The sequence below is a fragment of the Methyloversatilis sp. genome, from assembly GCF_030698125.1.
Lineage (GTDB): Bacteria > Pseudomonadota > Gammaproteobacteria > Burkholderiales > Rhodocyclaceae > Methyloversatilis.
On record NZ_JAUYNV010000053.1, the window covers coordinates 16,833 to 40,236 of the forward strand.

The 23,404-nt window shown below is 63.3% G+C and carries 29 protein-coding genes; 18 read left to right on the top strand and 11 right to left on the bottom strand.

All coding sequences use genetic code 11. The features are described 5' to 3' along the window. Positions 1-15: 15 nt before the first annotated feature. Positions 16-1,149 (top strand): PilT/PilU family type 4a pilus ATPase, encoded by a 1,134-nt coding sequence (locus Q8Q80_RS17520; protein ID WP_069039184.1) that lies wholly within the window; start codon positions 16-18, stop codon positions 1,147-1,149. A gap of 46 nt (positions 1,150-1,195) precedes the next feature. Here Q8Q80_RS17520 and Q8Q80_RS17525 read toward each other — a convergent pair whose 3' ends face one another. From Q8Q80_RS17525 to Q8Q80_RS17565, 9 genes are all read right to left on the bottom strand, one after another. Continuing rightward, the gene (locus Q8Q80_RS17525; protein ID WP_305634152.1) at positions 1,196-1,573 is read right to left on the bottom strand and encodes a diacylglycerol kinase; all 378 of its coding nucleotides are present in this window, start codon (positions 1,571-1,573) and stop codon (positions 1,196-1,198) included. Positions 1,574-1,602: 29 nt separating this feature from the next. Further along, positions 1,603-2,106, bottom strand: coding sequence for a thiol peroxidase (gene tpx / locus Q8Q80_RS17530; RefSeq protein ID WP_305634153.1), 504 nt, complete (start codon positions 2,104-2,106; stop codon positions 1,603-1,605). Between the two features lie 48 nt (positions 2,107-2,154). Continuing rightward, a complete protein-coding gene (locus Q8Q80_RS17535; protein ID WP_305634154.1) occupies positions 2,155-3,579 on the bottom strand; it encodes a DUF3426 domain-containing protein in 1,425 nt (474 codons plus the stop codon). Further along, positions 3,579-4,505 carry a 50S ribosomal protein L11 methyltransferase gene (gene prmA / locus Q8Q80_RS17540; protein ID WP_305634155.1) on the bottom strand — a complete coding sequence of 309 codons (927 nt, stop codon included), beginning with the start codon at positions 4,503-4,505 and terminating at the stop codon, positions 3,579-3,581. The genes Q8Q80_RS17535 and prmA overlap by 1 nt, the downstream gene beginning before the upstream one ends. Beyond that, a complete protein-coding gene (gene accC / locus Q8Q80_RS17545) occupies positions 4,502-5,863 on the bottom strand; it encodes an acetyl-CoA carboxylase biotin carboxylase subunit (protein WP_305634156.1) in 1,362 nt (453 codons plus the stop codon). The genes prmA and accC overlap by 4 nt, the downstream gene beginning before the upstream one ends. A 137-nt stretch (positions 5,864-6,000) precedes the next feature. Further along, a complete protein-coding gene (gene accB / locus Q8Q80_RS17550) occupies positions 6,001-6,456 on the bottom strand; it encodes an acetyl-CoA carboxylase biotin carboxyl carrier protein (RefSeq protein WP_305634157.1) in 456 nt (151 codons plus the stop codon). 57 nt (positions 6,457-6,513) lie between these two features. Beyond that, a complete protein-coding gene (gene aroQ, locus Q8Q80_RS17555) occupies positions 6,514-7,032 on the bottom strand; it encodes a type II 3-dehydroquinate dehydratase (protein ID WP_305634158.1) in 519 nt (172 codons plus the stop codon). A gap of 53 nt (positions 7,033-7,085) precedes the next feature. Continuing rightward, entirely contained in the window at positions 7,086-7,625 is a 540-nt protein-coding gene (locus tag Q8Q80_RS17560) for a TlpA disulfide reductase family protein (RefSeq protein WP_305634159.1), read from the bottom strand. Continuing rightward, complete coding sequence (locus tag Q8Q80_RS17565; RefSeq protein WP_305634160.1) at positions 7,622-8,194, bottom strand: nucleotidyltransferase; 573 nt, start codon at positions 8,192-8,194, stop codon at positions 7,622-7,624. The genes Q8Q80_RS17560 and Q8Q80_RS17565 overlap by 4 nt, the downstream gene beginning before the upstream one ends. 73 nt (positions 8,195-8,267) lie before the next feature. Between Q8Q80_RS17565 and mpl the strand changes: the two genes are divergently transcribed. The 8 genes from mpl (at position 8,268) to Q8Q80_RS17605 (ending at position 14,873) form a co-directional block, all read left to right on the top strand. After that, entirely contained in the window at positions 8,268-9,620 is a 1,353-nt protein-coding gene (mpl, locus tag Q8Q80_RS17570; protein WP_305634161.1) for a UDP-N-acetylmuramate:L-alanyl-gamma-D-glutamyl-meso-diaminopimelate ligase, read from the top strand. Positions 9,621-9,744: 124 nt separating this feature from the next. Next, positions 9,745-10,215: a DUF2244 domain-containing protein gene (locus tag Q8Q80_RS17575; protein ID WP_305634162.1), complete on the top strand. Its 471-nt coding sequence runs from the start codon at positions 9,745-9,747 to the stop codon at positions 10,213-10,215. A 164-nt stretch (positions 10,216-10,379) separates the two neighbouring features. Next, positions 10,380-11,432: a cytochrome c oxidase subunit II gene (gene coxB / locus Q8Q80_RS17580; RefSeq protein WP_305634163.1), complete on the top strand. Its 1,053-nt coding sequence runs from the start codon at positions 10,380-10,382 to the stop codon at positions 11,430-11,432. A 51-nt stretch (positions 11,433-11,483) separates the two neighbouring features. Next, entirely contained in the window at positions 11,484-13,070 is a 1,587-nt protein-coding gene (gene ctaD / locus Q8Q80_RS17585) for a cytochrome c oxidase subunit I (RefSeq protein ID WP_305634164.1), read from the top strand. An 8-nt stretch (positions 13,071-13,078) separates the two neighbouring features. Next, on the top strand, positions 13,079-13,198 hold the full coding sequence (locus tag Q8Q80_RS17590; RefSeq protein ID WP_305634165.1) for a cytochrome oxidase small assembly protein: 120 nt from the start codon (positions 13,079-13,081) through the stop codon (positions 13,196-13,198). Then, on the top strand, positions 13,195-13,788 hold the full coding sequence (locus tag Q8Q80_RS17595; protein ID WP_305634166.1) for a cytochrome c oxidase assembly protein: 594 nt from the start codon (positions 13,195-13,197) through the stop codon (positions 13,786-13,788). Before Q8Q80_RS17590 ends, Q8Q80_RS17595 begins: the two co-directional genes overlap by 4 nt. Positions 13,789-13,790: 2 nt before the next feature. Then, a complete protein-coding gene (locus tag Q8Q80_RS17600; RefSeq protein ID WP_305634167.1) occupies positions 13,791-13,979 on the top strand; it encodes a DUF2970 domain-containing protein in 189 nt (62 codons plus the stop codon). A 27-nt stretch (positions 13,980-14,006) separates the two neighbouring features. After that, entirely contained in the window at positions 14,007-14,873 is an 867-nt protein-coding gene (locus Q8Q80_RS17605; protein ID WP_305634168.1) for a cytochrome c oxidase subunit 3, read from the top strand. Positions 14,874-15,043: 170 nt separating this feature from the next. On the opposite strand, the gene Q8Q80_RS17610 is transcribed toward Q8Q80_RS17605, so the two are convergent. After that, positions 15,044-15,238: a twin transmembrane helix small protein gene (locus tag Q8Q80_RS17610; RefSeq protein WP_257080855.1), complete on the bottom strand. Its 195-nt coding sequence runs from the start codon at positions 15,236-15,238 to the stop codon at positions 15,044-15,046. 51 nt (positions 15,239-15,289) lie between these two features. Here Q8Q80_RS17610 and Q8Q80_RS17615 point away from each other — a divergent pair, with 51 nt between their 5' ends. From Q8Q80_RS17615 to Q8Q80_RS17635, 5 genes are read left to right on the top strand one after another with little or no spacing between them, the layout of a single operon-like run. After that, a complete protein-coding gene (locus tag Q8Q80_RS17615) occupies positions 15,290-16,012 on the top strand; it encodes an SURF1 family protein (RefSeq protein ID WP_305634169.1) in 723 nt (240 codons plus the stop codon). Continuing rightward, on the top strand, positions 16,009-16,566 hold the full coding sequence (locus Q8Q80_RS17620; protein WP_305634170.1) for a hypothetical protein: 558 nt from the start codon (positions 16,009-16,011) through the stop codon (positions 16,564-16,566). Before Q8Q80_RS17615 ends, Q8Q80_RS17620 begins: the two co-directional genes overlap by 4 nt. Next, positions 16,566-17,582: a heme A synthase gene (locus Q8Q80_RS17625; protein ID WP_305634171.1), complete on the top strand. Its 1,017-nt coding sequence runs from the start codon at positions 16,566-16,568 to the stop codon at positions 17,580-17,582. The genes Q8Q80_RS17620 and Q8Q80_RS17625 overlap by 1 nt, the downstream gene beginning before the upstream one ends. Next, positions 17,563-18,462 carry a heme o synthase gene (cyoE, locus tag Q8Q80_RS17630; protein WP_305634172.1) on the top strand — a complete coding sequence of 300 codons (900 nt, stop codon included), beginning with the start codon at positions 17,563-17,565 and terminating at the stop codon, positions 18,460-18,462. Before Q8Q80_RS17625 ends, cyoE begins: the two co-directional genes overlap by 20 nt. Beyond that, positions 18,459-19,043, top strand: coding sequence for an SCO family protein (locus Q8Q80_RS17635; protein ID WP_305634173.1), 585 nt, complete (start codon positions 18,459-18,461; stop codon positions 19,041-19,043). The genes cyoE and Q8Q80_RS17635 overlap by 4 nt, the downstream gene beginning before the upstream one ends. Before the next feature lie 64 nt (positions 19,044-19,107). On the opposite strand, the gene rpoH is transcribed toward Q8Q80_RS17635, so the two are convergent. Further along, a complete protein-coding gene (gene rpoH / locus Q8Q80_RS17640; protein WP_305634174.1) occupies positions 19,108-19,995 on the bottom strand; it encodes an RNA polymerase sigma factor RpoH in 888 nt (295 codons plus the stop codon). 184 nt (positions 19,996-20,179) lie between these two features. On the opposite strand from rpoH, the gene Q8Q80_RS17645 reads away from it, so the two are divergent. The 4 genes from Q8Q80_RS17645 to ybeY are packed head-to-tail and all read left to right on the top strand — an operon-like array spanning position 20,180 to position 23,306. Then, the gene (locus Q8Q80_RS17645; RefSeq protein ID WP_305634175.1) at positions 20,180-20,491 is read left to right on the top strand and encodes a hypothetical protein; all 312 of its coding nucleotides are present in this window, start codon (positions 20,180-20,182) and stop codon (positions 20,489-20,491) included. Between the two features lie 33 nt (positions 20,492-20,524). Further along, positions 20,525-21,874, top strand: coding sequence for a tRNA (N6-isopentenyl adenosine(37)-C2)-methylthiotransferase MiaB (gene miaB / locus Q8Q80_RS17650; RefSeq protein ID WP_305634176.1), 1,350 nt, complete (start codon positions 20,525-20,527; stop codon positions 21,872-21,874). Continuing rightward, the gene (locus Q8Q80_RS17655) at positions 21,871-22,854 is read left to right on the top strand and encodes a PhoH family protein (RefSeq protein ID WP_305634177.1); all 984 of its coding nucleotides are present in this window, start codon (positions 21,871-21,873) and stop codon (positions 22,852-22,854) included. Before miaB ends, Q8Q80_RS17655 begins: the two co-directional genes overlap by 4 nt. Then, on the top strand, positions 22,854-23,306 hold the full coding sequence (gene ybeY / locus Q8Q80_RS17660; RefSeq protein ID WP_305634178.1) for an rRNA maturation RNase YbeY: 453 nt from the start codon (positions 22,854-22,856) through the stop codon (positions 23,304-23,306). Before Q8Q80_RS17655 ends, ybeY begins: the two co-directional genes overlap by 1 nt. Positions 23,307-23,404 lie beyond the last annotated feature (98 nt).

The following is a 23,404-nucleotide window of genomic DNA, read 5'->3' on the forward strand; positions in this document are numbered from 1 at the left end:
CAGCGGAGAGCGTAGATGGAAAGAGATCAGGCACTGAAATTCATGTACGACCTGCTGCGCCTGATGGCGACCAAACGCGGGTCGGACCTGTTCGTGACGGCCGGCTTTCCCCCGGCCATCAAGGTCGACGGCCGCATCATTCCGCAGTCCAACCAGTCACTGACGCCCCAGCACACGGCCGAACTGGCGCGCGCCATCATGAATGACCGGCAGGCGGCCGAGTTCGAATCCACGAAGGAATGCAATTTCGCGATCTCGCCGGCCGGCATCGGCCGCTTCCGCGTCAATGCTTTCGTGCAGCAGGGCAAGATCGGCTGCGTGCTGCGCACCATCAACGCCAAGATACCGACGCTGGACGAACTGGGCCTGCCGACGGTGCTGAAAGACGTGGCGATGGCCAAGCGCGGGCTGACCATCTTCGTCGGCGGCACCGGCACCGGCAAGACCACCTCGCTGGCCGCGCTGGTCGATTGGCGCAACACCAACAGCTACGGCCACATCATCACGATCGAAGACCCGATCGAGTACGTGCACGAACACAAGAACTGCGTGGTGACGCAACGCGAAATCGGGCTGGATACCGCCGACTGGGAAATCGCGCTGAAGAACACGCTGCGCCAGGCGCCCGACGTCATCCTGATGGGTGAAATCCGCGATCGCGAAACGATGGAGCACGCGATCCAGTTCGCCGAAACCGGTCACCTGTGTCTGGCTACGCTGCACGCCAACAGCGCCAATCAGGCGATCGACCGCATCATCAACTTCTTCCCCGAGAACAAGCGCGAACAGTTGCTGATGGACCTGTCGCTGAACCTGCGCGCAATGATTTCGCAGCGTCTGGTGCCGATGAAGGAAGGCAAGGGGCGCGCGGCCGCGATCGAGGTAATGCTCAATTCACCGCTGATCGCCGATCACATCTTCAAGGGCAATGTGGGCGAGATCAAGGACGTGATGAAGCGCTCGCGCGAGATCGGCATGCAGACCTTCGATCAGGCGCTGTTCGACCTCTATGAGGCCGGCCGCATCAACTACGAAGACGCGCTGCGCAATGCCGACTCGGTCAACGATCTGCGGCTGCAGATCAAGCTCAACAGCAAGGAAGCGCAGGACCGCAACCTGAATGTGACGTCGGGGCTGGATCTGGTCTGAGCCGGCGTCCGTCGCGGCGTTCGCGTCGCGCAGCGCCGGGTGGTTTTCAGATCCGCTGCACCAGTATCAGCCCCCACACCAGACCCAGGTTCAGCAGCGCCAGCATCACCGCCGCCGAGCCGATGTCCTTGGCGCGCTTGGCGAGGCGGTGGTTTTCGAGCGATATGCGGTCTACCGTCGCTTCGACCGCCGAATTCAGCAGTTCCACGATCAGCACCAGCAGCACCGCAAAGGACATCAGCGAGCGCTCGACGCCGGTATTGCCCAGCCAGATCGCCAGCGGAATCAGCACGATGGCGGCGATCACCTCCTGCCGGAAGGCGTCTTCGTGGCGGAACGCTGCACCCAGCCCTTCGGCGGAATAACGCGTGGCATTGAGCAGCCGGCGCAGGCCGGTCTTGCCCTTGAACGGACTTTCTTCCATCTGCAGTGACCGGTCGGTTGGGCGGCTGCCTACCTCAGTGCGGCCAGCGCGGCGTCGTAGTCGGGCTCCTGCTTGATCTCAGGCACCAGCTCGGCATGCAGCACGCCATTGTTCGCGTCCAGCACGATGACGGCGCGCGCGGTCAGCCCGGCCAGCGGTCCATCGAGTATCTCCACCCCGTAGTTCGCCATGAATTCGCGACCGCGCAGCGTCGACAACGACACCACGTTGGACAACCCCTCGGTTTCGCAGAAGCGCTTCATCGCGAACGGCAGATCGGCCGAAATGACCAGCACGACAGTATTGTTCATCTTGCCGGCCTGCTCGTTGAAGCGGCGAGTCGATGCCTGGCAGACCGGCGTATCGAGGCTGGGCACGATGTTGAGCACCTTGCGCCGGCTGCCGAAACTGGCCAGCGCGACGTCGGCCAGATCGGTTCCGACCAGCGTGAACGACGGGGCCCGCGACCCCTGCACGGGGAAATGTCCGGCGAGATGGATGGGCGTGCCGGCCAGCAATACAGTCTGGGTCATCGCAGTGTCCTCGGTGTCGGTGTGGGGGCCGGCGCTGACGCGCCGGGGTCAGGGATAGAAGGCGTACAGGCGGTAGCCGCTGGCGCCGGATTCCGCCGGGTCGACCAGCACGCCGACCGTCTGTTCCGATGCCGGAGCGAAACTCTTCGTACGGGCGTCCGGGGGCAGGAATTCCGACGGCGTCAGCACGCGCCGCACGACGGCGCGGTCGCCGGTATCGGTCAGCGTCAGTTCGAGATGCGGCCATTCCTGCTCGAAGGTGGCGGTATTGCGCAACAGTGCCGACAAGCGCAGCAGCGGCTCCCGTCCGGGTTCCGGTGTCAGTTCCGACGCCTCGATGCTCACCTTGTCGGGTTCGCGCGGCGCCGGCACGCTGCAGCCGATGCGCGCGCACGCCTGCTCGAACAAAGGCTTGAGCGCGGGTTGGGCAAGCGCAAGTTCGGTGCGGAAGTGATAGGTCAGCTGGCCCGTCGCGACCAGCGCGAGCAGCAGGCAGCCGGCGATCCAGAGCATCGTTTGAAGTCCGCTGCGTGCCGCCGGTTCTTCGTCGCCATACAGCTCGCGCCGGATGCGCTGCACGGCTGGGTCGCGCACCGGTTCAAGGGCCGGCGGCGGATCCAGCAGCGGGTCGCGCGCGGGCGCAGGAGCAGCCACCCCGTCGGGCGTGTCGCCGCTGGCGCCGGGTTCGGGGGCGGCGCCGTCGATCGGGTCGTCTGGCGAGCGGATGGAGGGTTCTGCATCGCCCTCGGCGGCTTCTGCGACCAGCGCGTCTTCGGCCGCTGGCCTGTGCGCACGCGACGCATCCGCTGAATCGGCAGTGATGGCTGATTCGTGGGCCGGATCGAGCCGGGGCTCGGTGGGAGCGTCCAGTTCGAAAATGTCGAGCGGCTGGGTGACGTCCGGGTCGAGTTCGTGCGGGGCAGCCGGTTCGGGCGATGAGGCGGGCGAGGGTTCGGCCAGCGAGGGCATGCCCCAGTAGCCCGTGGTGCGCGCGACCAGCGCGTCCATGCTGCCACCCGGCTCGGGCCTCGGCTGGCCGGGGGGCTCCGTCAGGTCGCCCGGCTCGGTCAGCAGGTCGGTCGTGACGGCAGACGCTTCGCTGCTCACCCGGACGTCGAGCGCATCGACCACATTCAGCGTGGCATGGCTTTCTTCGGGTAGGGCAGGCGGGTGGTCAGGATCGCCGGTCGGTGCGGCAGCGAAGATGCGTGAAAGGTCGGTGTCCGGCGCGTCGCTGACCGGATCGACCGTGTCCGCGGACAATGTGGCCAACGCCGGCGATACAGGTGGGACCACCGGCGTGGTGCCGGCGGCGACCGGACCGGCTGCGCGCAGGGCGGTGATGTCGACCATCGCGTCCAGCGCATCGAATACGGCGTGGCAGCGGCCGCAGCGCACCCGGCCCTCGCGTGCCCGGATCTGCACCGTATCGACGCGGAAGACGGTGGCGCAGGCCGGGCAACGGGACAGCATCAGAGGCGTGTCCCGGTCAGCAGCACCCAGCCGTCGCGCTCGCCGGCAACCTCCAGTTCGAAGGCCGGGCGGTAGGCGTCGCATACCATGCCGGTCTGGGCGGACAGGATGCCGGACAGCGCGATGCGCCCGCCACCCCGCGTCAGGCCGCACAACAGCGGCGCCAGCACGGTCAGCGGATTGGCGAGGATGTTGGCCACCACGATGTCGGCCTGATGGTCGATGGTTTCGCGCGAATGCATCAGCTCGAGTGTGGCGCCGTTGCGCTCGGCGTTGTAGCGCGCGGCGTCGAGTGCGTGCGGGTCGATGTCGGTGCCGGTCACCTGCGCAGCGCCAAGACGCGAGGCCGCCAGTGCCAGGATGCCCGAACCGCATCCGTAGTCGATGACGGTTTCGCCGCCGGTGATTACGCGGTCCAGCCATTCCAGGCAGAGACGGGTGGTCGGGTGCGAGCCGGTGCCGAAGGCCATGCCCGGATCAAGCGTGATGTTGATCGCCGCCGGGTCGGGCTGGGCGTGCCAGGACGGCACGATCCACAGTCGGTCGGACACGCGGATCGGGTCGAACTGGGCCTGCGTGATGCGCACCCAGTTCTGCTCGTCGAGCTGCGACGTCGTGTAGGGGGGCGGCGCAGTCAGACCGGCCGCCTCGGCCGCTTCGGCCATGGCGGAGGCGAGATCGGCGTCGCGTTCGAACAGCGCATGCAGGCGCGAATGCGGCCACAACTCGACCGCCACCGGCAGGCCGGGCTCGCCGAACTGGGGCTTCTCATCCGGCGTGCCCGCATCGGCGTCTTCGATGTCGACCGACAGCGCGCCGGCGTCGAGCAGCGCGTCGGACAGCGCTTCGGCGTGAAGCGAATCAGCCAGCAGCGTGACGGTGATCCAGCCGCCTGCTGCATCCATGGGCTGGTCGTCGGTGCTCATTTGGCTTTGGCCAGTACCTGATCCGCCAGCTTCTGTTCGAGGTAGTGGATGCTGGTGCCGCCATCAACGAAGCGCGCGTCCTGCATCAACTCCTGGTGCAGCGGGATGTTGGTCTTGATGCCGCTGACGATCATTTCCGACAGGGCAATGCTCATGCGGCGGATTGCCTGGTCGCGGGTGTCGCCGTAGGTGATCACCTTGCCGATCATCGAGTCGTAATAGGGCGGCACGGTATATCCCTGATAGACGTGCGAATCGACCCGCACGCCGGGTCCGCCGGGCGGGTGATAGCCGGTGATCTTGCCCGGGCTGGGTGTGAACTTGTACGGGTCTTCGGCGTTGATGCGACATTCCAGCGCATGACCGGTCAGCTTGATGTCGCGCTGCTTGAAGCGCAGTTTTTCGCCGGCCGCCACGCGGATCTGTTCCTGCACCAGATCGATGCCGGTGATCAGTTCTGTCACCGGGTGTTCAACCTGGATGCGGGTGTTCATTTCGATGAAATAGAACTCGCCGTTCTCGTACAGGAACTCGAACGTACCCGCGCCCCGGTAGTTGATGCGCCGGCAGGCTTCGGCGCAGCGTTCGCCGACGCGCGCGATGATGCGCGCCGGAATGCCGGGCGCCGGTGCTTCCTCGATGATCTTCTGGTGCCGCCGCTGCATCGAGCAGTCGCGCTCGCCCAGATAGACCGCGTTGCGGTGTGCGTCGGCCAGCACCTGGATTTCGATGTGGCGCGGGTTTTCGAGAAACTTCTCCATGTACACGGAGGGGTTGTTGAACGCAGCGCCCGCTTCGGTTCGCGTCATCTGCACCGCGTTGAGCAGTGCGGCCTCCGTATGCACCGTGCGCATGCCGCGCCCGCCGCCGCCGCCGGCCGCCTTGATAATCACCGGATACCCGATGCCGCGCGCGATGCGGATGATTTCCTTCGGGTCTTCGCCGAGGGCGCCCTCGGAACCCGGCACCACCGGCACGCCAGCTTCCTTCATTGCGTCCTTGGCCGACACCTTGTCGCCCATCAGCATGATGGTTTCAGGACGCGGACCGATGAACACAAAACCACTGCGCTCGACCCGCTCGGCAAAGTCGGCGTTCTCGGACAGGAAACCGTAGCCCGGGTGAATGGCTTCCGAATCGGTGACCTCGGCCGCCGAAATGATGGCTGGAATGTTCAGGTAGGACTGACTCGACGGCGCCGGTCCGATGCATACCGACTCGTCGGCGAGCTTGACGTACTTCGCCTCGGTATCGGCTTCGGAATGCACGGCCACCGTGCGTATGCCCAGCTCGCGGCAGGCACGCAGGATGCGCAGGGCGATCTCGCCGCGGTTCGCGATCAGCAGCTTTTCAAACATGGCCAGCCTCCGCGGCGAAAACGCCCTGACGGCCTTCGGCCGTCGTGCGATTTGACTTCGTCGCTGCGCTGCCCGACGGCAGCTGGTTAACCCGGTTCGCGATCAGTATCTTTTCAAACATCGTCTCGTGTCCGCGCTCAGCCGATGATGAACAGCGGCTGGCCGTATTCGACCGGCTGGCCGTTCTCGACCAGTACCGCCTTCACGACGCCGGCAGCGTCCGACTCGATCTCGTTCATGAGCTTCATCGCTTCGATGATGCACAGCGTCTCGCCGACGACTACGGTCTGACCGATATCGACGAAGGATTTACCGCCGGGCGAAGACGAGCGATAGAAACTCCCGACCATCGGCGACTTCACCACATGGCCCTCCGGCTGGGCCGCTTCGGCCGGGACGACCGGCAGGGCGGCAATGGCGGGCGCCGGTGCAGCGTGCTGCGGCGCTGGCTGGCTCGACACGTAGGTCGTCTGCATGGTCGGCGGAAGGTGCTTGGCGATGCGCACCTTTTCTTCGCCCTCGGTGACTTCGAGCTCCGATATGCCCGATTCCTGCACCAGATCGATCAGTTTCTTGAGTTTGCGCAAATCCATGATTTTCCCCGCAAGAAAACCGCCCACGTGCGTGGTGCGGTGTTTGTGCATGTTTAATTATTGTGTGGTGTCGAGCCGGCGGAGCGCGAACTCCAGCGCAGCTTCGTAACCGTAGGCACCGAGTCCGCAGATGACGCCGACGGCGACGTCCGACAGGTAGGAGTGGTGCCTGAACGCTTCTCGTGCATGAACGTTCGACAGATGAACCTCGACGAACGGAATGCTGACCGACGTGAGTGCGTCGCGAATGGCCACGCTGGTGTGGGTGTAGGCGGCCGGGTTGATGAGGATGAAGTCGATCTGCTCGGTCCGCGCGTGCTGGATGCGCGTGACCAGTTCGCCTTCGTGGTTGCTCTGGAAACATTCGATGACCACGCCGCGCTCCAGCGCAATCACCTTGAGCCGTGCATCGATGTCTGCCAGCGTCAGATGACCGTAGATGCCCGGTTCCCGCGTGCCCAGCAGATTCAGGTTGGGCCCGTGCAGGACAAGTATGCGACGCGTCTCGGCCAGCTTTTCAACGCTGTCCGGCTGCGCGGTAGTTTTTGACGCCTTGCGGCGAGTTGTAGGCTGCATGGCGGCAAGTTTGCCGGACTTGGCTGCAATTTGTCCAGCCGGCGGCAATCCGGTCAGCGCAACCTTGCCAGCAGGATGGCTTCCAGTTCCTCTTCCTTGTAGGTGCCCAGCTTGCGTTCGACCAGGCTGCCGTCGGGCGCGAAAATCACCGTGAATGGCATGCCCTGCGCGGTATTGCCCAGTTCTGAAGAAATCTGTATCGCGTCGGCTCCGCCGATCAGCAGCGGATAGTCGATCGCTTCTTCCTGCAGGTATTGGCGCACGTTGTCTGCGCTGTCGATGCTGATGCCGACAAATTGCACGCCGCGGTCGCGCAGTCGTCCGGCAATGCGCGAAAAACCGGGCATTTCCTCGCGGCACGGCGGGCACCAGGTGGCCCAGAAATTCACCACCAGAAGCTTGCCGCGCCATGCCGAGAAGGGCATGTCGGTGCCGCTGACGTCAGCCAGCCTGAGCGCGTCGAGACGATCGGCGGCGACTGTCGTCGGCGCCGCATCCAGCTTCGGCTGGCGCGACAGGGCGCTCCACACGCCTGCGGCGCCGGCGGCGAGTACAACGGCGGCGATCAGGCTGCGTCGCAGCCAGATATTCATTCCTCGATCTCCTGGTTGTCCAGCAGTGCACGCAGCGATTCGGCGCGCAGCCGCTCGCGCCCCCGGGAGCGTTCCAGACCGGCCGGGAAGACCGCCAGTTCCACCGGCAGGTCATCCCACTCGAACAGCAGCGTTGTTTCCGGGCTGTTCCGGTCGGGCCGGCGCGGGTCGCGCGAATCGAAATCGACGCCGTTGTTGAGCAGGAACAGTTCGACCTCCTTTGCGCTGTCGGCAAATACCTGCAGTTCGATCGCCGTGAAGCGTCCCGCTGTCCCATCCACGACGCCGCCGGTGGCGTAAGGGCTGAAGCGAGCGAGTTCTGCCATCAGCGTCACGGCGGCGCTGCGCAGCGTGCGCAATTGCTCCGGCTGTTCGTCGGCCAGATACAGCGACTGGTAGGTGCGCACCGCCTCCTCGATTTCGGCGTTGGTCGGCAGTTCCTCGTTCGGGCCGATGCCGAGCTGACGCGCTGCCTTGCGTTTGGCGAGCCCGTAGTCACGGATGCCTTCTTCGGCGATCAGTCGCGCGGCAGTGCTTGCGATCTGCCGTCTCATGTTGCTGGGGCGCATGGCGGATGCTGCAGAGGGTGGGCGCGTGCCCGGGTTGATAGAATCTGCGGCCATTCTGTCACATCACCCAGCCATGCACATTCACATCCTCGGCATCTGCGGCACCTTCATGGGCGGTGTTGCCGCACTGGCGCGCGAGGCCGGACATCAGGTCAGCGGCTGCGACGCCGGCGTCTATCCACCGATGAGCACGCAACTCGAACAGCTGGGTATCAATCTGATCGAGGGCTACGATCCGGCGCAGATCAATCTCGAACCTGACCTGTTCGTCGTCGGCAATGCCGTGTCGCGCGGCAATCCGCTGCTGGAAGCTGTGCTGGATCGCGGATTGCCGTATGTATCGGGTCCCCAGTGGCTGGCGGAGCATGTGCTGGCAGGGCGCTGGGTGCTCGCGGTCGCCGGCACGCACGGCAAGACGACGACGACCTCGATGCTGGCCTGGATGCTCGAGGATGCCGGACTGAAGCCCGGCTTCCTGATCGGCGGCGTGCCGCTGAATTTCGGTGTGTCGGCGCGACTGGGCGACGCGCCGTTCTTCGTGATCGAGGCCGATGAGTACGACACAGCGTTCTGCGACAAGCGCTCGAAATTCGTCCATTACCGGCCGCGTACCGCCATCCTGAACAATCTCGAGTTCGATCACGCTGACATCTTCGCTGATATGGCCGCTATCGAGACTCAGTTCCACCACCTCGTGCGCACCATGCCTGCCAGCGCCCGCATCATTGCCAATGGCGCCGAAGAATCGCTGCACCGCGTGCTGGCGCGCGGTGTCTGGAGCGAAGTCGAGTGGTTCAACACGCCGTCTGGCTGGCAGGTAAAGGGGGCCGGACAGGCGCTGCACGTGCGCGGCCCGGCCGGCGAGGACGTTTCGGGCCGGCTCGCGATGCCCGGCATGCACAACGCGAACAACGCGCTCGCGGCCATGCTCGCGGCGCGCCACGCCGGCGTCAGGCCGGAGCACGCGCTCGAATCGCTGGCGACATTCCGGGGCATCCGCCGGCGTCTCGAGCGGGTCGGCGAGGTGGCCGGCGTGACGGTCTATGACGACTTTGCACACCATCCGACCGCCATCGACGAAACGATACGCGCCCTGCGCTCGGCGGTGGGCGCGGCGCGCATCCTGGCCGTGATCGAGCCGCGTTCGAACACGATGAAGCTTGGCGTGATGAAGGCCCGCCTGCCCGCGGCACTCGAATCGGCCGACCTGACCTTCTGTCTCGGCGGCGATTCCCTGGGCTGGGATGCTGTCGCTGCGCTGGCTCCACTGGGGCAGCGGGCGCGGGTTGCATCGTCGGTCGATGCACTGCTCGACCAGTTGATGCGTGTGGTGCGTCCCGGCGACCATGTGCTCATGATGAGCAACGGCGGCTTCGGCGGCATCCACCGCAAGTTGCTGAATCGACTTGATCCGTCATCAGTGTGAGGTCCGCGCCTTGAGTTTTGCTCGGCTGCGATATTGATAAGCGAGGGGGCGTGTGCTAGCTTGTCGATTGCCGAGCGGCCCGCAGTGGTCGTATCAGGGGAGCTCCACTTCCGAGGCAGTCCACTTGTCTGCAGTTCTCAGCCAATCCAGCGAGTTCAGCATTGAAGCCCGCCGCAATTGTTCGATGTCGCCGCGCGCGCTCCTGACTTTTTTCCTGGTCACCTGTGCGCTGTCGTTGGCGATCGCTGCTGCGTGGGCGGCAGTAGGTGTGTGGTGGGTGTTTCCATTTGCCGGACTGGAGATCAGCGCGCTCGGGCTTGCGTTCATTGCGTACGGGCGCAGGGTAGGTGACTTTGAACGCATTCATCTCGACGATGAGCGACTGCTTGTCGAGGTCTGCGAAAAAACGCGTGTGAGCCGATACGAGTTCGCACCGGCATGGGCAAAGGTTGAAACGCGTAAGGTCGGTTTCGGTTCGGAAGTCGTTGTACGGTGTCGCGACAGACAAGTGACGGTCGGTCGTTACCTCGATGAAAAAGGTCGCGCAAAACTTGCGCGCGATCTGGCTGGAAGATTGCGGGAAAGGCGGTTTTAGCTGTTCTTTGTTTTGCCGTTGTCTGGAATCACCGTTTCACAGAACCAATCACAACATAAATCTGGGGTTGCACTATGGCGCTATCAAGAGGTGGCTTGCCCATTGCCCGTCGGGCTTGGGCAGCGATGGGTTTGTTTCTGCTTTCGGGGGTTGCCCGGGCGGAAATGAAACTGAACCTGCAGGAGCCGATCACGGCGCTCGGTCGCGACGTCTACGACCTGCATCTGCTGATGACCATCGTTTGTGGCGTCATTTTCGTCGCCGTTTTCGGAGTGATGTTCTGGTCGGTGTTTGTGCACCGCAAATCCGCCGGTTACAAGGCGGCAACCTTCCACGAAAGCACGACGGTCGAAATACTCTGGACCATCGTTCCGGTTTTCATCCTGCTCGGCATGGCATGGCCCGCGACGAAAACCATTCTCGCGATGCGTGATACGACGAACGCCGACATCACCATCAAGGTGACTGGGTACCAGTGGAAGTGGGGGTATGACTACCTGAAGGGTGAGGGCGAGGGCATCAATTTCGTCAGCACGCTTTCCACCCCGCAGCCGCAGGTGCGCAATGAAGCTCCGAAGGGTGAGAACTACCTGCTCGAAGTCGATAACGAACTGGTTGTTCCGGTTGGCAAGAAGATCCGCATCCTGACGACAGCCAACGATGTCATTCACGCATGGTGGGTGCCGGCGCTTGCCGTCAAGCAGGACGCCATACCGGGCTTCATTCGCGATACATGGTTCCGCGCCGAAAAGACGGGTACCTACCGCGGTCAGTGCGCGGAACTGTGCGGCAAGGAACACGGCTACATGCCGATCGTCGTGAAGATCGTCACCGAGGAAGAGTACGCGGTGTGGGTCGACGGCAAAAAGAAGGCGATGGCGGCCGCCGCTGACGACCCGAACAAGATGTACCTCGTAGAAGAACTGACCCCGCGCGGCGAGAAGGTGTTCGCTGCCAACTGCGCCGCCTGTCACCAGGCGAATGGGCAGGGTCTGCCGCCCGCCTTCCCCGCGCTTGTCGGGTCCAAGGTTGTGCTCGGCCCGCAGGACGGTCAGATCGATATCCTGCTGCACGGCAAGACGGGTACGGCGATGGCAGCCTTCAAGCATCTGAGCGACACCGAGCTTGCTGCCGTGATTACGTATACCCGGAACAGCTGGGGCAATGCCACCGGTGAAGTCGTCCAGCCGTCGGACATCAAGGTGGCGCGCGAGTAAGCGACCGTCTCCGAACCTTCAGTCAACATTCTAGATTTTCAGGAGATCAACATGGCTGCGATTCCGGGCGGTGCCGACCACGCGCACGATCATGACCACCATCAGCCCACCGGCATCATGCGCTGGGTGACTACGACCAACCACAAGGACATCGGCTCGATGTACCTGTGGTTCAGCTTTGCAATGTTCCTCGTCGGCGGCGTCATGGCGCTGGTCATCCGCGCCGAGCTGTTCGAGCCCGGCCTGCAGGTGGTCGACCCCGACCGTTTCAACCAGATGACCACGCTGCATGGCCTGATCATGGTGTTCGGCGCAATCATGCCGGCCTTCGTCGGCTTTGCGAACTGGATGATTCCGCTGATGATCGGCGCATCCGACATGGCGTTCGCACGCATGAACAACTGGTCGTTCTGGTTGCTTCCGCCGGCTGCCATCCTGCTCACCTCGTCGCTGCTCGTGCCCGGTGGTGCGGCTGCATCGGGCTGGACGCTGTATCCGCCGCTGACCGTGCAGATGGGTATCGGCATGGACATGGCGATCTTCGCGGTCCACATCCTCGGCATTTCGTCGATCATGGGTTCGATCAACATCGTGACGACGCTGCTCAACATGCGCGCGCCGGGCATGACGCTGATGAAGATGCCGCTGTTCTGCTGGACCTGGCTGATCACGGCCTACCTCGTCATCGCGGTAATGCCGGTGCTGGCAGGTGCAGTCACGATGATCCTGACCGACCGTCACTTCGGCACCAGCTTCTTCAACGCTGCCGGTGGCGGTGACCCGGTGCTGTACCAGCACATCTTCTGGTTCTTCGGTCACCCCGAGGTGTACATCATCGCGATCCCGGCCTTCGGTGTCGTGTCGCAGGTGATTCCCGCTTTCTCGCGCAAGCCGCTGTTCGGTTACGCGTCGATGGTCTATGCCACGTCGTCGATCGCCATCCTGTCCTTCATCGTGTGGGCACACCACATGTACACGGTGGGCATGCCGGTCGCCGGGCAGCTGTACTTCATGTTCGCCACGATGCTGATCGCCATTCCGACCGGTGTGAAGGTGTTCAACTGGGTGGCCACCATGTGGCGCGGTTCGCTGAGCTTCGAAACCCCGATGCTGTTCTCGATCGGTTTCCTGTTCCTCTTCACGCTGGGTGGTTTTTCGGGACTGGTGCTGTCGATGACCGCGGTGGACATCCAGCTGCATGACAGCTATTACGTCGTGGCGCACTTCCACTACGTCATGGTCGCGGGTGCGCTGTTCTCCGCTTACGCCGGCGCCTACTACTGGCTGCCGAAGTGGACGGGTCACATGTACGACGAAAAGCTGGGCAAGCTGCACTTCTGGCTGTCCATCGTGTTCTTCAACATGACCTTCTTCGTGCAGCACTTCCTGGGCCTCGCCGGCATGCCGCGCCGGATTCCGGACTACTCGCTGCAGTTCGCCGAATTCAACATGATCTCGTCGATCGGCGCCTTCGGCTTCGGTCTGTCGCAGCTGGTGTTCCTGGTCGTCGTGCTCAAGTGCATCAAGGGTGGCGAGAAGGCTTCGGCCAAGCCGTGGGATGGCGCTGAAGGTCTGGAGTGGACGGTGCCGTCGCCGGCGCCGCATCACACCTTCGAAACGCCGCCGGTCTTCAAGTGAGCGCCGCTGTGACCTCGAGCGATGACGAACTCCGCCGCCGCAACGTACGTACTGCGGTGTGGCTGGCGGGGACTGCCGTTGCAGTGTTTGTGGCCTTTGTGGTGCGTTACGGATTGTCGGGCCAATGACGTCTCCGGAACAGGGCGGAACGGTGTCCGACAGGCGCAACCGCTCCACGCTGGTGCGGTTGATCGTGTCGGCGTTCCTGATGTTCGGTTTCGGCTACGCGCTGGTGCCGTTCTACGAAAAGCTCTGCCAGGTGCTGGACGTCAACAACCTGAACAAGCAGGACAACAGCCTGCCGCTGAACACGCAGGTAGACCGCTCGCGCAGCGTGACGGTGGAGTTCGACGCCAACCTGCACAAGCTGCCGTGGAATTTCAAGCCGGTGACCGGTTCCATGGTGGTGCATCCGGGTGAAGTCGTGACGATCGAGTATGAGGTGTCAAACACGCGACAGAGCGCGGTGACCGGCCAGGCGATTCCGAGCTACACGCCGTCGGCGGCGATGCAGTACTTCCAGAAAATGGAATGTTTCTGCTTCAAGCAGCAGACCCTCGCGGCGGGCGAGGTACGGCGGATGCCGGTAGCCTTCCTGGTATCTTCGTCGCTGCCGAAGGACATCAACACCATCACGCTTTCGTACACCTTCTTCGAGGTCCCCGGTGCGACGGCCGAGGCGGCCGGGCGTGACGGCAGCGCCGGAACAGGGGGTTGAGCATGGCCAGTGTTTTTCGCAATGTCGTGACCGTATTGTCTGCATTCGCCGGAGTGCGGGGGAAGCGCAATCATGACGAAGCAGCGGCGTCGCTGACGCCGGTGCAAGTTATCATCACGGGCGTCGTGGCCGCCGCGTTGTTCGTGATCACGTTGCTGGTGGTTGTGAAAATTCTGATCAGTATTGCCTGAAAGAATAACGGGAAGGAAAATCAAAAAATGAGTTCGAATACGCCTCACCAGGCTCCGTATTACTTCGTGCCGTCGCCGTCGACCTACCCGATCACCGGTTCGGTCGCATTGCTGTTGTTTGCATTGGGATCGGTGCTGACGATGAATGCGATCCAGGGTGGTCCTTATGTACTGGGTGCCGGCATCCTGACGCTGCTGTACATGATGTTCGTCTGGTTCCGCAAGGTTGCCCACGAGTCGGAAGGTGGTCTGTACAACAAGCGCGTCGGCATGTCGTTCCGCTGGAGCATGGGCTGGTTCATCTTTTCGGAGGTGATGTTCTTTGCGGCCTTCTTTGGCGCGCTGTTCTACGCACGTGTGCTGGCCATCCCTGATCTCGCGTCGCTCGAACATCAGGCCTTGCTGTGGCCCGAGGCGACGAACGTCTGGCCGAACCCCGGTCCGGCGTACGACGGCGGACCGTTCACCCCGATGGGCGCATGGGGCATACCGGCACTCAATACCTTCCTGCTGCTCACGTCGGGCGCCACCCTGACCTGGGCGCACCACGGCCTGCTGCATGACAATCGCGGACAACTGAAGCTCGGTCTGTTCCTGACCATCCTGCTTGGCGTCGTCTTTCTGGGTTTCCAGGTGTATGAATACACGCACGCCTACTCAGACCTGAACGTCAAGCTGACGACCGGCGTGTTCGGATCGCTGTTTTATCTGCTGACCGGATTCCACGGCTTTCACGTCACCATTGGTGCAACGATGCTGATCGTGATACTGTGCCGCGTCTTTGCCGGACATTTCACGTCACAAAATCATTTCGGCTTCGAAGCGGTTGCCTGGTACTGGCACTTTGTTGACGTCGTCTGGTTGCTGCTTTTTGTTGTGGTCTACTGGATTTGATGGAAAAGAATTAGCGAGGAGGAGAGTGGGCCGGTATCAAACAAGAGCCCTTAAAAAATAAATACTCGGCGCCGCACATCGTGCGGCGCTTTTTTTCGTGGATCCGGTCCGGTGCTGAACCGCTTGATGAAACGAGCGCTGCTGCGTCCGGCCGCGACATGAAGCCGGGCTCAGAGTTTTCCTTCAATGAGCCCGAAGCGGTAGCTCAGCGTCAGTGCGACGAACAGCGCGATCGACAAGCCAACGCGCAGCGCCAGCGCGCGCATCATCCGGCTCGAGTTTCCCGTATCGCGGAACAGGAAGAACAGCGCCGAACCCAGGCTGGCAATGATGAACAGCAAGACGACAATTACGAGATAGCGCATCAAACGATTCCCTTTTCAAGATGTCCAGTGTATCCCGGACGTCTCACCGCAATGACCCAGTTCACCTTCGCCCGCCGCACTTTCGTGATCCGATTCTGGCCTGCGCTGATCTGCGCGCTGGTCATCTCGGTCACGCTCGGCGCGGCACAATGGCAAACCGCGCGCGCGCACTACAAGCAGGGTCTTCTCGCTGCCTATGAACGCGCCCAGGCCGCACCCGCACTCGACGTCACCCAATGGGGGCCGGTCGCTCCGCCCGAGTATTCGAGTGCCACGATCGAAGGGGTGTGGAAGGCCAGCGTACTGATCTACGCCGATAACCGGGTACGCAACGGTCAGGTCGGTTACGGGGTATTCATGCCGCTTTGCCAGACGGCTGGTCGCTGTGTGCTGGTCGATCGTGGCTGGGTACGCAGCGGACGCCTGCGCGAAGATCTGCCGGCTGTTCTGACCGAACCCGGCGAGCAGCGCATCGAAGGCGTCGTAGTGCGTGCCGAGTCGAGGTTTGTCGAATTGTCGGCGGATTCGGTTGAGGGCAAGGTGTGGCAGAACGTGACGGTTGATCGCGTCGCACGGGCCAGTTCGCTGGAACTGGCGCCCTTCATTCTCGCGCAGCATGGTGGCCCCGAAGATGGTCTGACGCGCGAGCGTCTGAAGCCCGAGTTCGGCATCGACAAACACATCGCCTACGCCGGCCAGTGGTACGCCTTCGCCCTCGTCACGGCGTTGTCCGGACTGTTCGCTGCGATGAAGAAAACAGGAGAGAAGTCTTGAACGGCAAGAAGACGCTGGTTGTAATCGGTCTGGTGTGCACGCTGCCACTGATCGCCTCGTACGCTCTTTATTATTTGTGGCGACCCGACAGCACGGTCAACTACGGGCAGCTGTTGTCACCGCAGCCTCTGCCGAAAGAGGCGCTGACGTCGATCACGGGCAAGTCCTTTGATTTCTCCAGTCTCAAGGGGCGCTGGACGCTGGTGCTGGCCGACAGCGGCGCTTGCGATGCCCGCTGCGAGCAATCGCTGTATTTCATCCGTCAGGTACGCAAGGCTCAGGGTGAACATCAGGACCGCATCGAACGCGTCTGGCTACTCAATGACGCGACCTCGCCGCAGGCCAAGCTGGTCGAGGCGATCGAAGGCATGCACATCGTGCGCGCGGAAGGCTCGGCGACGCTGGCTGCGCTGATCCGGGAACCGGCGCATGCACGAGCCATCTACCTGGTCGATCCGCTCGGGCAATTGATCATGCGCTATCCGGACGAGCCGGACCCGAAGAAGATGATCAAGGATTTCCAACGACTGATGAAGTACTCGAGGCTCGGCTGATGAATACCTACCGCAAGTTGTTGATCGCCACATTGGTGATGACCTTCGTACTGATCGTGCTCGGCGCCTATGTGCGACTGTCCGACGCGGGGCTGGGTTGTCCGGACTGGCCTGGCTGTTATGGCCACGCCACCGTAACCCAGGCGTCCGATCACATATCCGCTGCGCAGGAAGCCGATCCGCACGGTCCTGTGACCTTTGCCAAGGCCTGGAAGGAAATGATCCACCGCTATTTTGCGGGCATCGTCGGCCTGTGCATCGTCGGCATCGCCGCACTCGCGTGGCGCAACCGGCGCGATCCTGCGGCGTCGCCCTGGCTGGCGACGGCCCTCATAGGCGTGGTCGGCCTGCAGGCGATGTTCGGCAAGTGGACGGTCACCATGCTGCTCAAACCGGCCATCGTCACCGGTCATCTGATCGGCGGCCTGACCGTGCTCGCGCTGCTGGTCTGCCTGTACGCGCGCACGCTCGCGCCATCCCGCATTACCGTCAGTCCGGCGCTGCGCCTGTTCGCCATGTCGGCCTTCGTGGTGCTCGCAGCGCAGATCACGCTGGGTGGCTGGGTCAGCACGAATTACGCTGCGCTCGCCTGTTCCGATCTGCCGACCTGCCGCGGCGCCTGGGTGCCGGAGATGGATATCGCCAACGGCTTCCACGTCATCCGCGAACTGGGCGTCGGGGCAGATGGCGAAACGCTGACCATCGAAGCGCTGACGGCGATCCACTGGATGCATCGGGTCGGCGCCGTCATTGCGACACTTGTTCTGGTGGCCCTCGCGTTCGGCTTGCGCAGGGCTGGTCATGCAGCGCTGTCGGCTGCACTGCTGGCGATTCTGGTGCTGCAGGTGTTGCTCGGCCTGGCCAATGTCTGGTTCAGTCTGCCGCTTCCGCTGGCTGCTGCACACAATGGCGGCGCTGCGGCGCTGGTGATCGTGATGGTGCTGATAAACTACCGCCTTCGCGCCGCTGCGCAGCAACGCTATCCCGGAGTGCTCCATGAAAGCCATGCGGCTTGACCTACCGCCCCTGTCGCTGAGGCTGGCCAATTACCTGCAGCTGACCAAACCGCGCGTTGTCCAGCTCATCGTTTTCTGCGCGGTGATCGGCATGTTTCTCGCGGTGCCGCAAGGCCTGCCGCCGATGGGTGTGGTGCTGGCCGCCACCGTGGGAATAGGGCTGGTGGCGGGCGCCGCCGCTGCGATCAACTGCCTGGTGGAACAGAAGATCGACGCCGTGATGGCGCGCACGAGGGCACGTCCGTTGCCGCGCGGTGAAGTGAACTCGCTCGAAACGCTGGTGTTCTCGGGTGTGGTTGGCGGAGTCGGCCTCACCCTGCTTTACCACTGGGTCAATCCGCTGACCATGTGGCTCACGCTGGCGACCTTCATCGGCTACGCCATCATCTACACGGTCATACTGAAACCGGCGACACCGCAGAACATCGTGATCGGCGGCGCCTCCGGCGCGATGCCGCCGGTGCTGGGCTGGGCCGCGGTGACCGGTGAAGTGTCTTCCGATGCACTGCTGCTGTTCCTGATCATTTTTGCGTGGACCCCGCCGCATTTCTGGGCTCTGGCGCTCTACCGCACGCAGGAGTATGCCAAGGCAGGTCTGCCGATGCTGCCGGTGACGCATGGCTCCGAATACACCCGGCTGCAGGTGTTTCTGTACACCCTGATCCTGTTCGCGGTCACCCTGTTGCCATTCGCCTCGCGCATGAGTGGCTGGATCTACCTCGCGGCGGCCGTCGTGCTGGGGGGTATTTTCATTGCCTACGCCTGGCGCCTGATGCGTAATTACTCCGATGACCTCGCCAAGCGCACGTTCCGCTTTTCACTCTGGCACTTGTCCCTGCTGTTTGCCGCGCTGCTGGTCGACCACTACATCCCGCTATGAACCGCCGCTTTTTCGCGACTGCGCTGTTCGCTATTGCGCTGTCGGGCTGTAGTCCGTCGGGCCCCAGTTATCGCAGCATCGACGTGACCGGTGCCGAATACGGCAGGGGTTTCACGCTGACCGACCACACCGGCCAGCAGCGAACGCTCGCTGATTACAAGGGCAAGCTGGTCACGCTGTTCTTCGGATTCACGCATTGCCCCGATGTGTGCCCGACCAGCCTGTCCACCATGAAGCTGGCGCTCGAGCAGCTCGGGCCGGATGCGGCAAAAGTGCAGGTGCTGTTCATCACGGTCGACCCGGAGCGCGACACGGCCGAACTGCTCGCCGGCTATGTGCCGAAATTCGACCCCTCCTTCGTCGGTCTGCGCGGCGATGCCGCGGCGACTGCCGCCACGGCCAAGGAATACAAGATTTTCTACCAGAAGGTCGCCGGCAGTACCGAAGGCCAGTACACGATGGATCATTCTGCCGGGACCTACGTCCATGATGCGCAGGGCAGGCTGCGACTGTTCATCCGTCACGGCGAGACGGCTGACAATATTGCCCAGGACCTGAAGGCTCTGCTCGCAGCCGGCTGACAAAAAAAGCGACCCGAAGGTCGCTTTTTTTTGTCCGGCCGAAAGATCGCGGCCGTCGTTCGGGTCAGGCGGCCACGCCTAGCGCACGGTGCATGGTGGCTTTCATTTTCTGCATGGCCTTCGCTTCGATCTGGCGGATGCGTTCGGCCGATACGCCGTACTCGTCGGCCAGTTCATGCAGCGTGGCTGATTCACCTTCCTGCGCCAGCCAGCGGCGCTGCACGATGGTGCGGCTGCGGTCGTCGAGCGCGGCCAGTGCCGACTGCAGGCCTTCTTCGCGCAGACGCACGTCCTGCGCCGCTTCCATCACTTCGAGCGGTTCGGCCGCGCTGTCGGTCAGCCAGCTGATCGGCGCCATGCGGGCGCTGTCGCGGTCGTCGTCGTCGGTGTTGCCTTCGAGCGCGATGTCCTGTCCGGCCAGACGGGTTTCCATCTCGACGACGTCTTCCGGCTTGACGCCCAGCGTTTTCGCCACTTCGCGGACTTCCGCCGGATTCAGCGTGTTGCTGCTGTGCTTCAAGCTACGCAGGTTGAAAAACAGCTTGCGCTGAGCCTTGGTCGTCGCCACCTTCACGAGACGCCAGTTGCGCAGGATGTATTCGTGTATTTCAGCCTTGATCCAGTGGATCGCGAACGACACCAGGCGCACGCCGCGATCGGGATCGAAGCGCTTCACGGCCTTCATCAGGCCGATATTGCCTTCCTGGATCAGGTCTGCGTGCGGCAGGCCGTAGCCCAGATAGCCGCGCGCGATGGCAATCACCAGACGCAGGTGCGACATCACGAGCGCGCGCGCGGATTCGAGATCTTCCTCGTCGCGGAAACGCCGGGCCAGCGCCTGCTCCTGCGCTTCGGTGAGCAAAGGTACGCGGTTCGCAGCCTGGATGTAGCTGTCGATGTTGCCGAGGGCGCCAGCCACCGGCAGATTCGGAACAATCAAAGCATGGGTCATGTTGCATTCCTCTCTTGCGTGCAAGATTAGCACTCCTCGCTATTGAGTGCTAACGCTTGATTACGTTCATTGCGTCGCAATATGTAACGGGTCACCAGCGCGGTGACTGCGAAGGTTCATCGTTGGGGTTGTACCCGGGCGCACGCTACAATCTGTGATCAGTCACCGCCCTGACAAACCGCCGATGCGCATTGCGACTGCCCTGTTTCTGTTGATGTGCTGCCCGGCGTTCGCCCTGGCCCAGTTGCGCGCGATTCCGCCCGACGCAATCAAGGCGAAGATGCAGCCGCCGCAGGACGGACTGGTCGAAATGGGCAAGCATGTTTTCCGGCTGGCGCCCGGTGCCCACATACGTTCGACCGATAACCGCATCATGCTGCCGGTCATGATCACGTCCGAACAGGTCGTGCGGTACAAGCTGGACGCCAATGGCGACCTGTACCGCGTGTGGATCCTGTCGCCGGACGAGATCGACCTGCCGGCCCCCAAACAGTAAAACAAGCATGACGATCCGGATGAGTTCGCCCCGATGAGCCGCAAGATTTACATCAAGACCTTTGGCTGCCAGATGAACGAGTACGACTCGGACAAGATGGCCGACGTGCTCGGCGAGTCCGAGGGCCTGACGCCGACCGATCGCCCCGAAGAGGCTGACGTGATCCTGTTCAACACTTGCTCGGTGCGTGAAAAGGCGCAGGAGAAGGTGTTTCATGACCTCGGGCGGGTCAAGCACCTGAAGAAGGACAATCCGCGCCTGCTGATCGGCGTCGGCGGCTGCGTCGCCAGTCAGGAGGGGGCTGCCATCGTCGAGCGCGCGCCCTATGTGGACTTCGTGTTCGGCCCGCAAACCCTGCACCGTCTGCCCGACCTGATCGCGAAGCGGCGCGAGAGCGGCCGGCCGCAGGTGGACATCAGTTTTCCCGAGATCGAGAAGTTTGACCACATGCCACCGGCGCGCGTCGACGGCGCCACCGCCTTCGTGTCCATCATGGAAGGCTGTTCGAAGTACTGCACGTTCTGCGTCGTGCCCTACACGCGCGGCGAGGAAGTGTCGCGCCCGCTGGACGACATCCTGACCGAGGTGGCGACCCTGGTCGGGCAGGGCGTCAAGGAAGTGACCTTGCTCGGCCAGAACGTCAATGCCTGGCGTGCGCCGATCACTCGCGGCTCGGACGACATCGGCGACTTCGCCTTCCTGCTCGAATGCGTGCATGACCTGCCCGGCATCGAGCGCATCCGCTATACGACCTCGCACCCGCGCGAAATGACGCAGCGGGTGATCGACGCCTACGCGCGCCTGCCCAAGCTGGTGTCGCAGCTGCACCTGCCGGTGCAGAGCGGTTCCGACCGCATCCTCGCGGCGATGAAGCGCGGCTACACGGTGCTCGAGTACAAGGCGGTGGTGCGCAGGCTGCGCGCAGCGCGTCCCGATCTGTCGCTCAGTTCCGATTTCATCATCGGCTTTCCGGGTGAAACCGACGACGACTTCGAAAAGACGATGAAGCTGATCGACGACGTCGGTTTCGACAACAGCTTCAGCTTCGTCTACAGCGCACGGCCCGGCACGCCGGCCGCCGACATGGCGGACGACACACCGGCAGACGTCAAGCAGGCGCGACTTGCGCGGCTGCAGAAGCGCATCGAGGAACACACGCAGGCCATCAGCCAGGCCATGGTCGGCACGGTCCAGCGCATTCTGGTCGAGGGTGAGTCGCGCAAGGACGCCAGTGAGCTGGCCGGCCGCACCGACAACAACCGTGTCGTCAATTTCGCCGGTCCGGCACGGCTCATCGGCACCTTCATCGACGTGCGCATCGAATCGGCGCTGCCGCACAGCCTGCGTGGCGCGGTGCTCACGCGAGAGGCGGTCGGCGCTTGAAAACCAGACCGCTCGAATTGTTGCTCGAACCGCTGGACAACACCCGGCTGGCCAATCTGTGTGGCGTGCTGGACGAAAACCTGCGCCAGCTCGAAACCGCCTACGACGTCGAAATCGCCCGCCGTGGCGAAAGCTTCCGCGTCAGCGGCGATCCGGTGCAGTCGCAGCGCGCGGCCGTGGCGCTGCGCCACTTCTACAGCGTCGCCAAGGATCACCTGAGCGTGGATGCCATCCAGCTCGGCCTGATCGAACTGTCGAACCGCGGACTGCCGGAACCCGGGGCGCCGACGCTGCTGACGCGCAAGAGCAACCTGCACAGCCGCACGCCGCGTCAGGCGCAGTACCTGAAGCAGATACAGGAACACGACATCACGTTCGGCATCGGTCCGGCCGGCACCGGCAAGACCTATCTGGCGGTGGCCAGCGCCGTTGACGCACTGGAACGCGAAACGGTCGCGCGCATCGTGCTGACCCGCCCGGCGGTCGAAGCCGGCGAGCGGCTCGGTTTCCTGCCCGGCGATCTGGCGCAGAAGGTCGACCCGTATCTGCGGCCGCTGTACGACGCGCTTTATGAATTGATGGGTTTCGAGCGCGTCGCGCGCGCCTTCGAACGGCAGGTGATCGAGATCGCCCCGCTGGCCTATATGCGCGGCCGCACGCTGAACAACGCCTTCATCATTCTCGACGAGGCGCAGAACACCACGCCGGAACAGATGAAGATGTTCCTGACCCGCATGGGCATCGGCTCCAAGGCGGTCATCACCGGCGACCTGACGCAGATCGACCTGCCGCGTGGCCACAAGAGCGGGCTGGGCGAAGCGCGCAAGGTGCTGCACGACGTGCGCGGCATCGCCACGACCGAATTCCTTGCCGAGGACGTCGTGCGCCATCCGCTGGTAGCGCGCATCGTGTCGGCCTACGAACGATTCGATGCGCAGCGCGACGCCGAAGAAGCCATGCGCCGGGGACCGCGCGGCTGATGCGGCTGAACCTGTCGGTGCAGTACGCCTGCGTGCGCGAAGGATGTCCGCTGCGTGCCGATGTGCTGCGCTGGGTGCGCGCCGCAGTCGACCCGGAGGTCGTGCTGCGTGCCGACATCACGGTGCGTTTCGTCGACGCCGATGAAGGCCGGGCGCTCAATCTCGACTATCGCGGCCGTGACTACGCGACCAATGTGCTGTCGTTCCCGTACGAGCAGGGCGCGCATCTGGCGGGCGATCTGGTCATCTGCCAGCCGGTTCTTGCGACCGAGGCAAGCGCACAGCGCAAGCCGTTCGCGCAGCATGCGGCCCACCTGATCGTGCACGGCACGCTGCATCTGCAGGGCCGGGACCACGAAACGTCGGACGCCGATGCCGAGGCGATGGAGGCCGAGGAGCGCCGCATCCTGGCCGGGCTGGGTCTGCCCGATCCGTACGCCGACGACAGCTGAAACCGGGCATGCGCCGCTGCGCTCGCGGCCTGTGATGCACGCCTGACTCGAAACCTGCACGCGGCTCGGGTTACACTTGTGCCGTGTTCGTTTCCTTC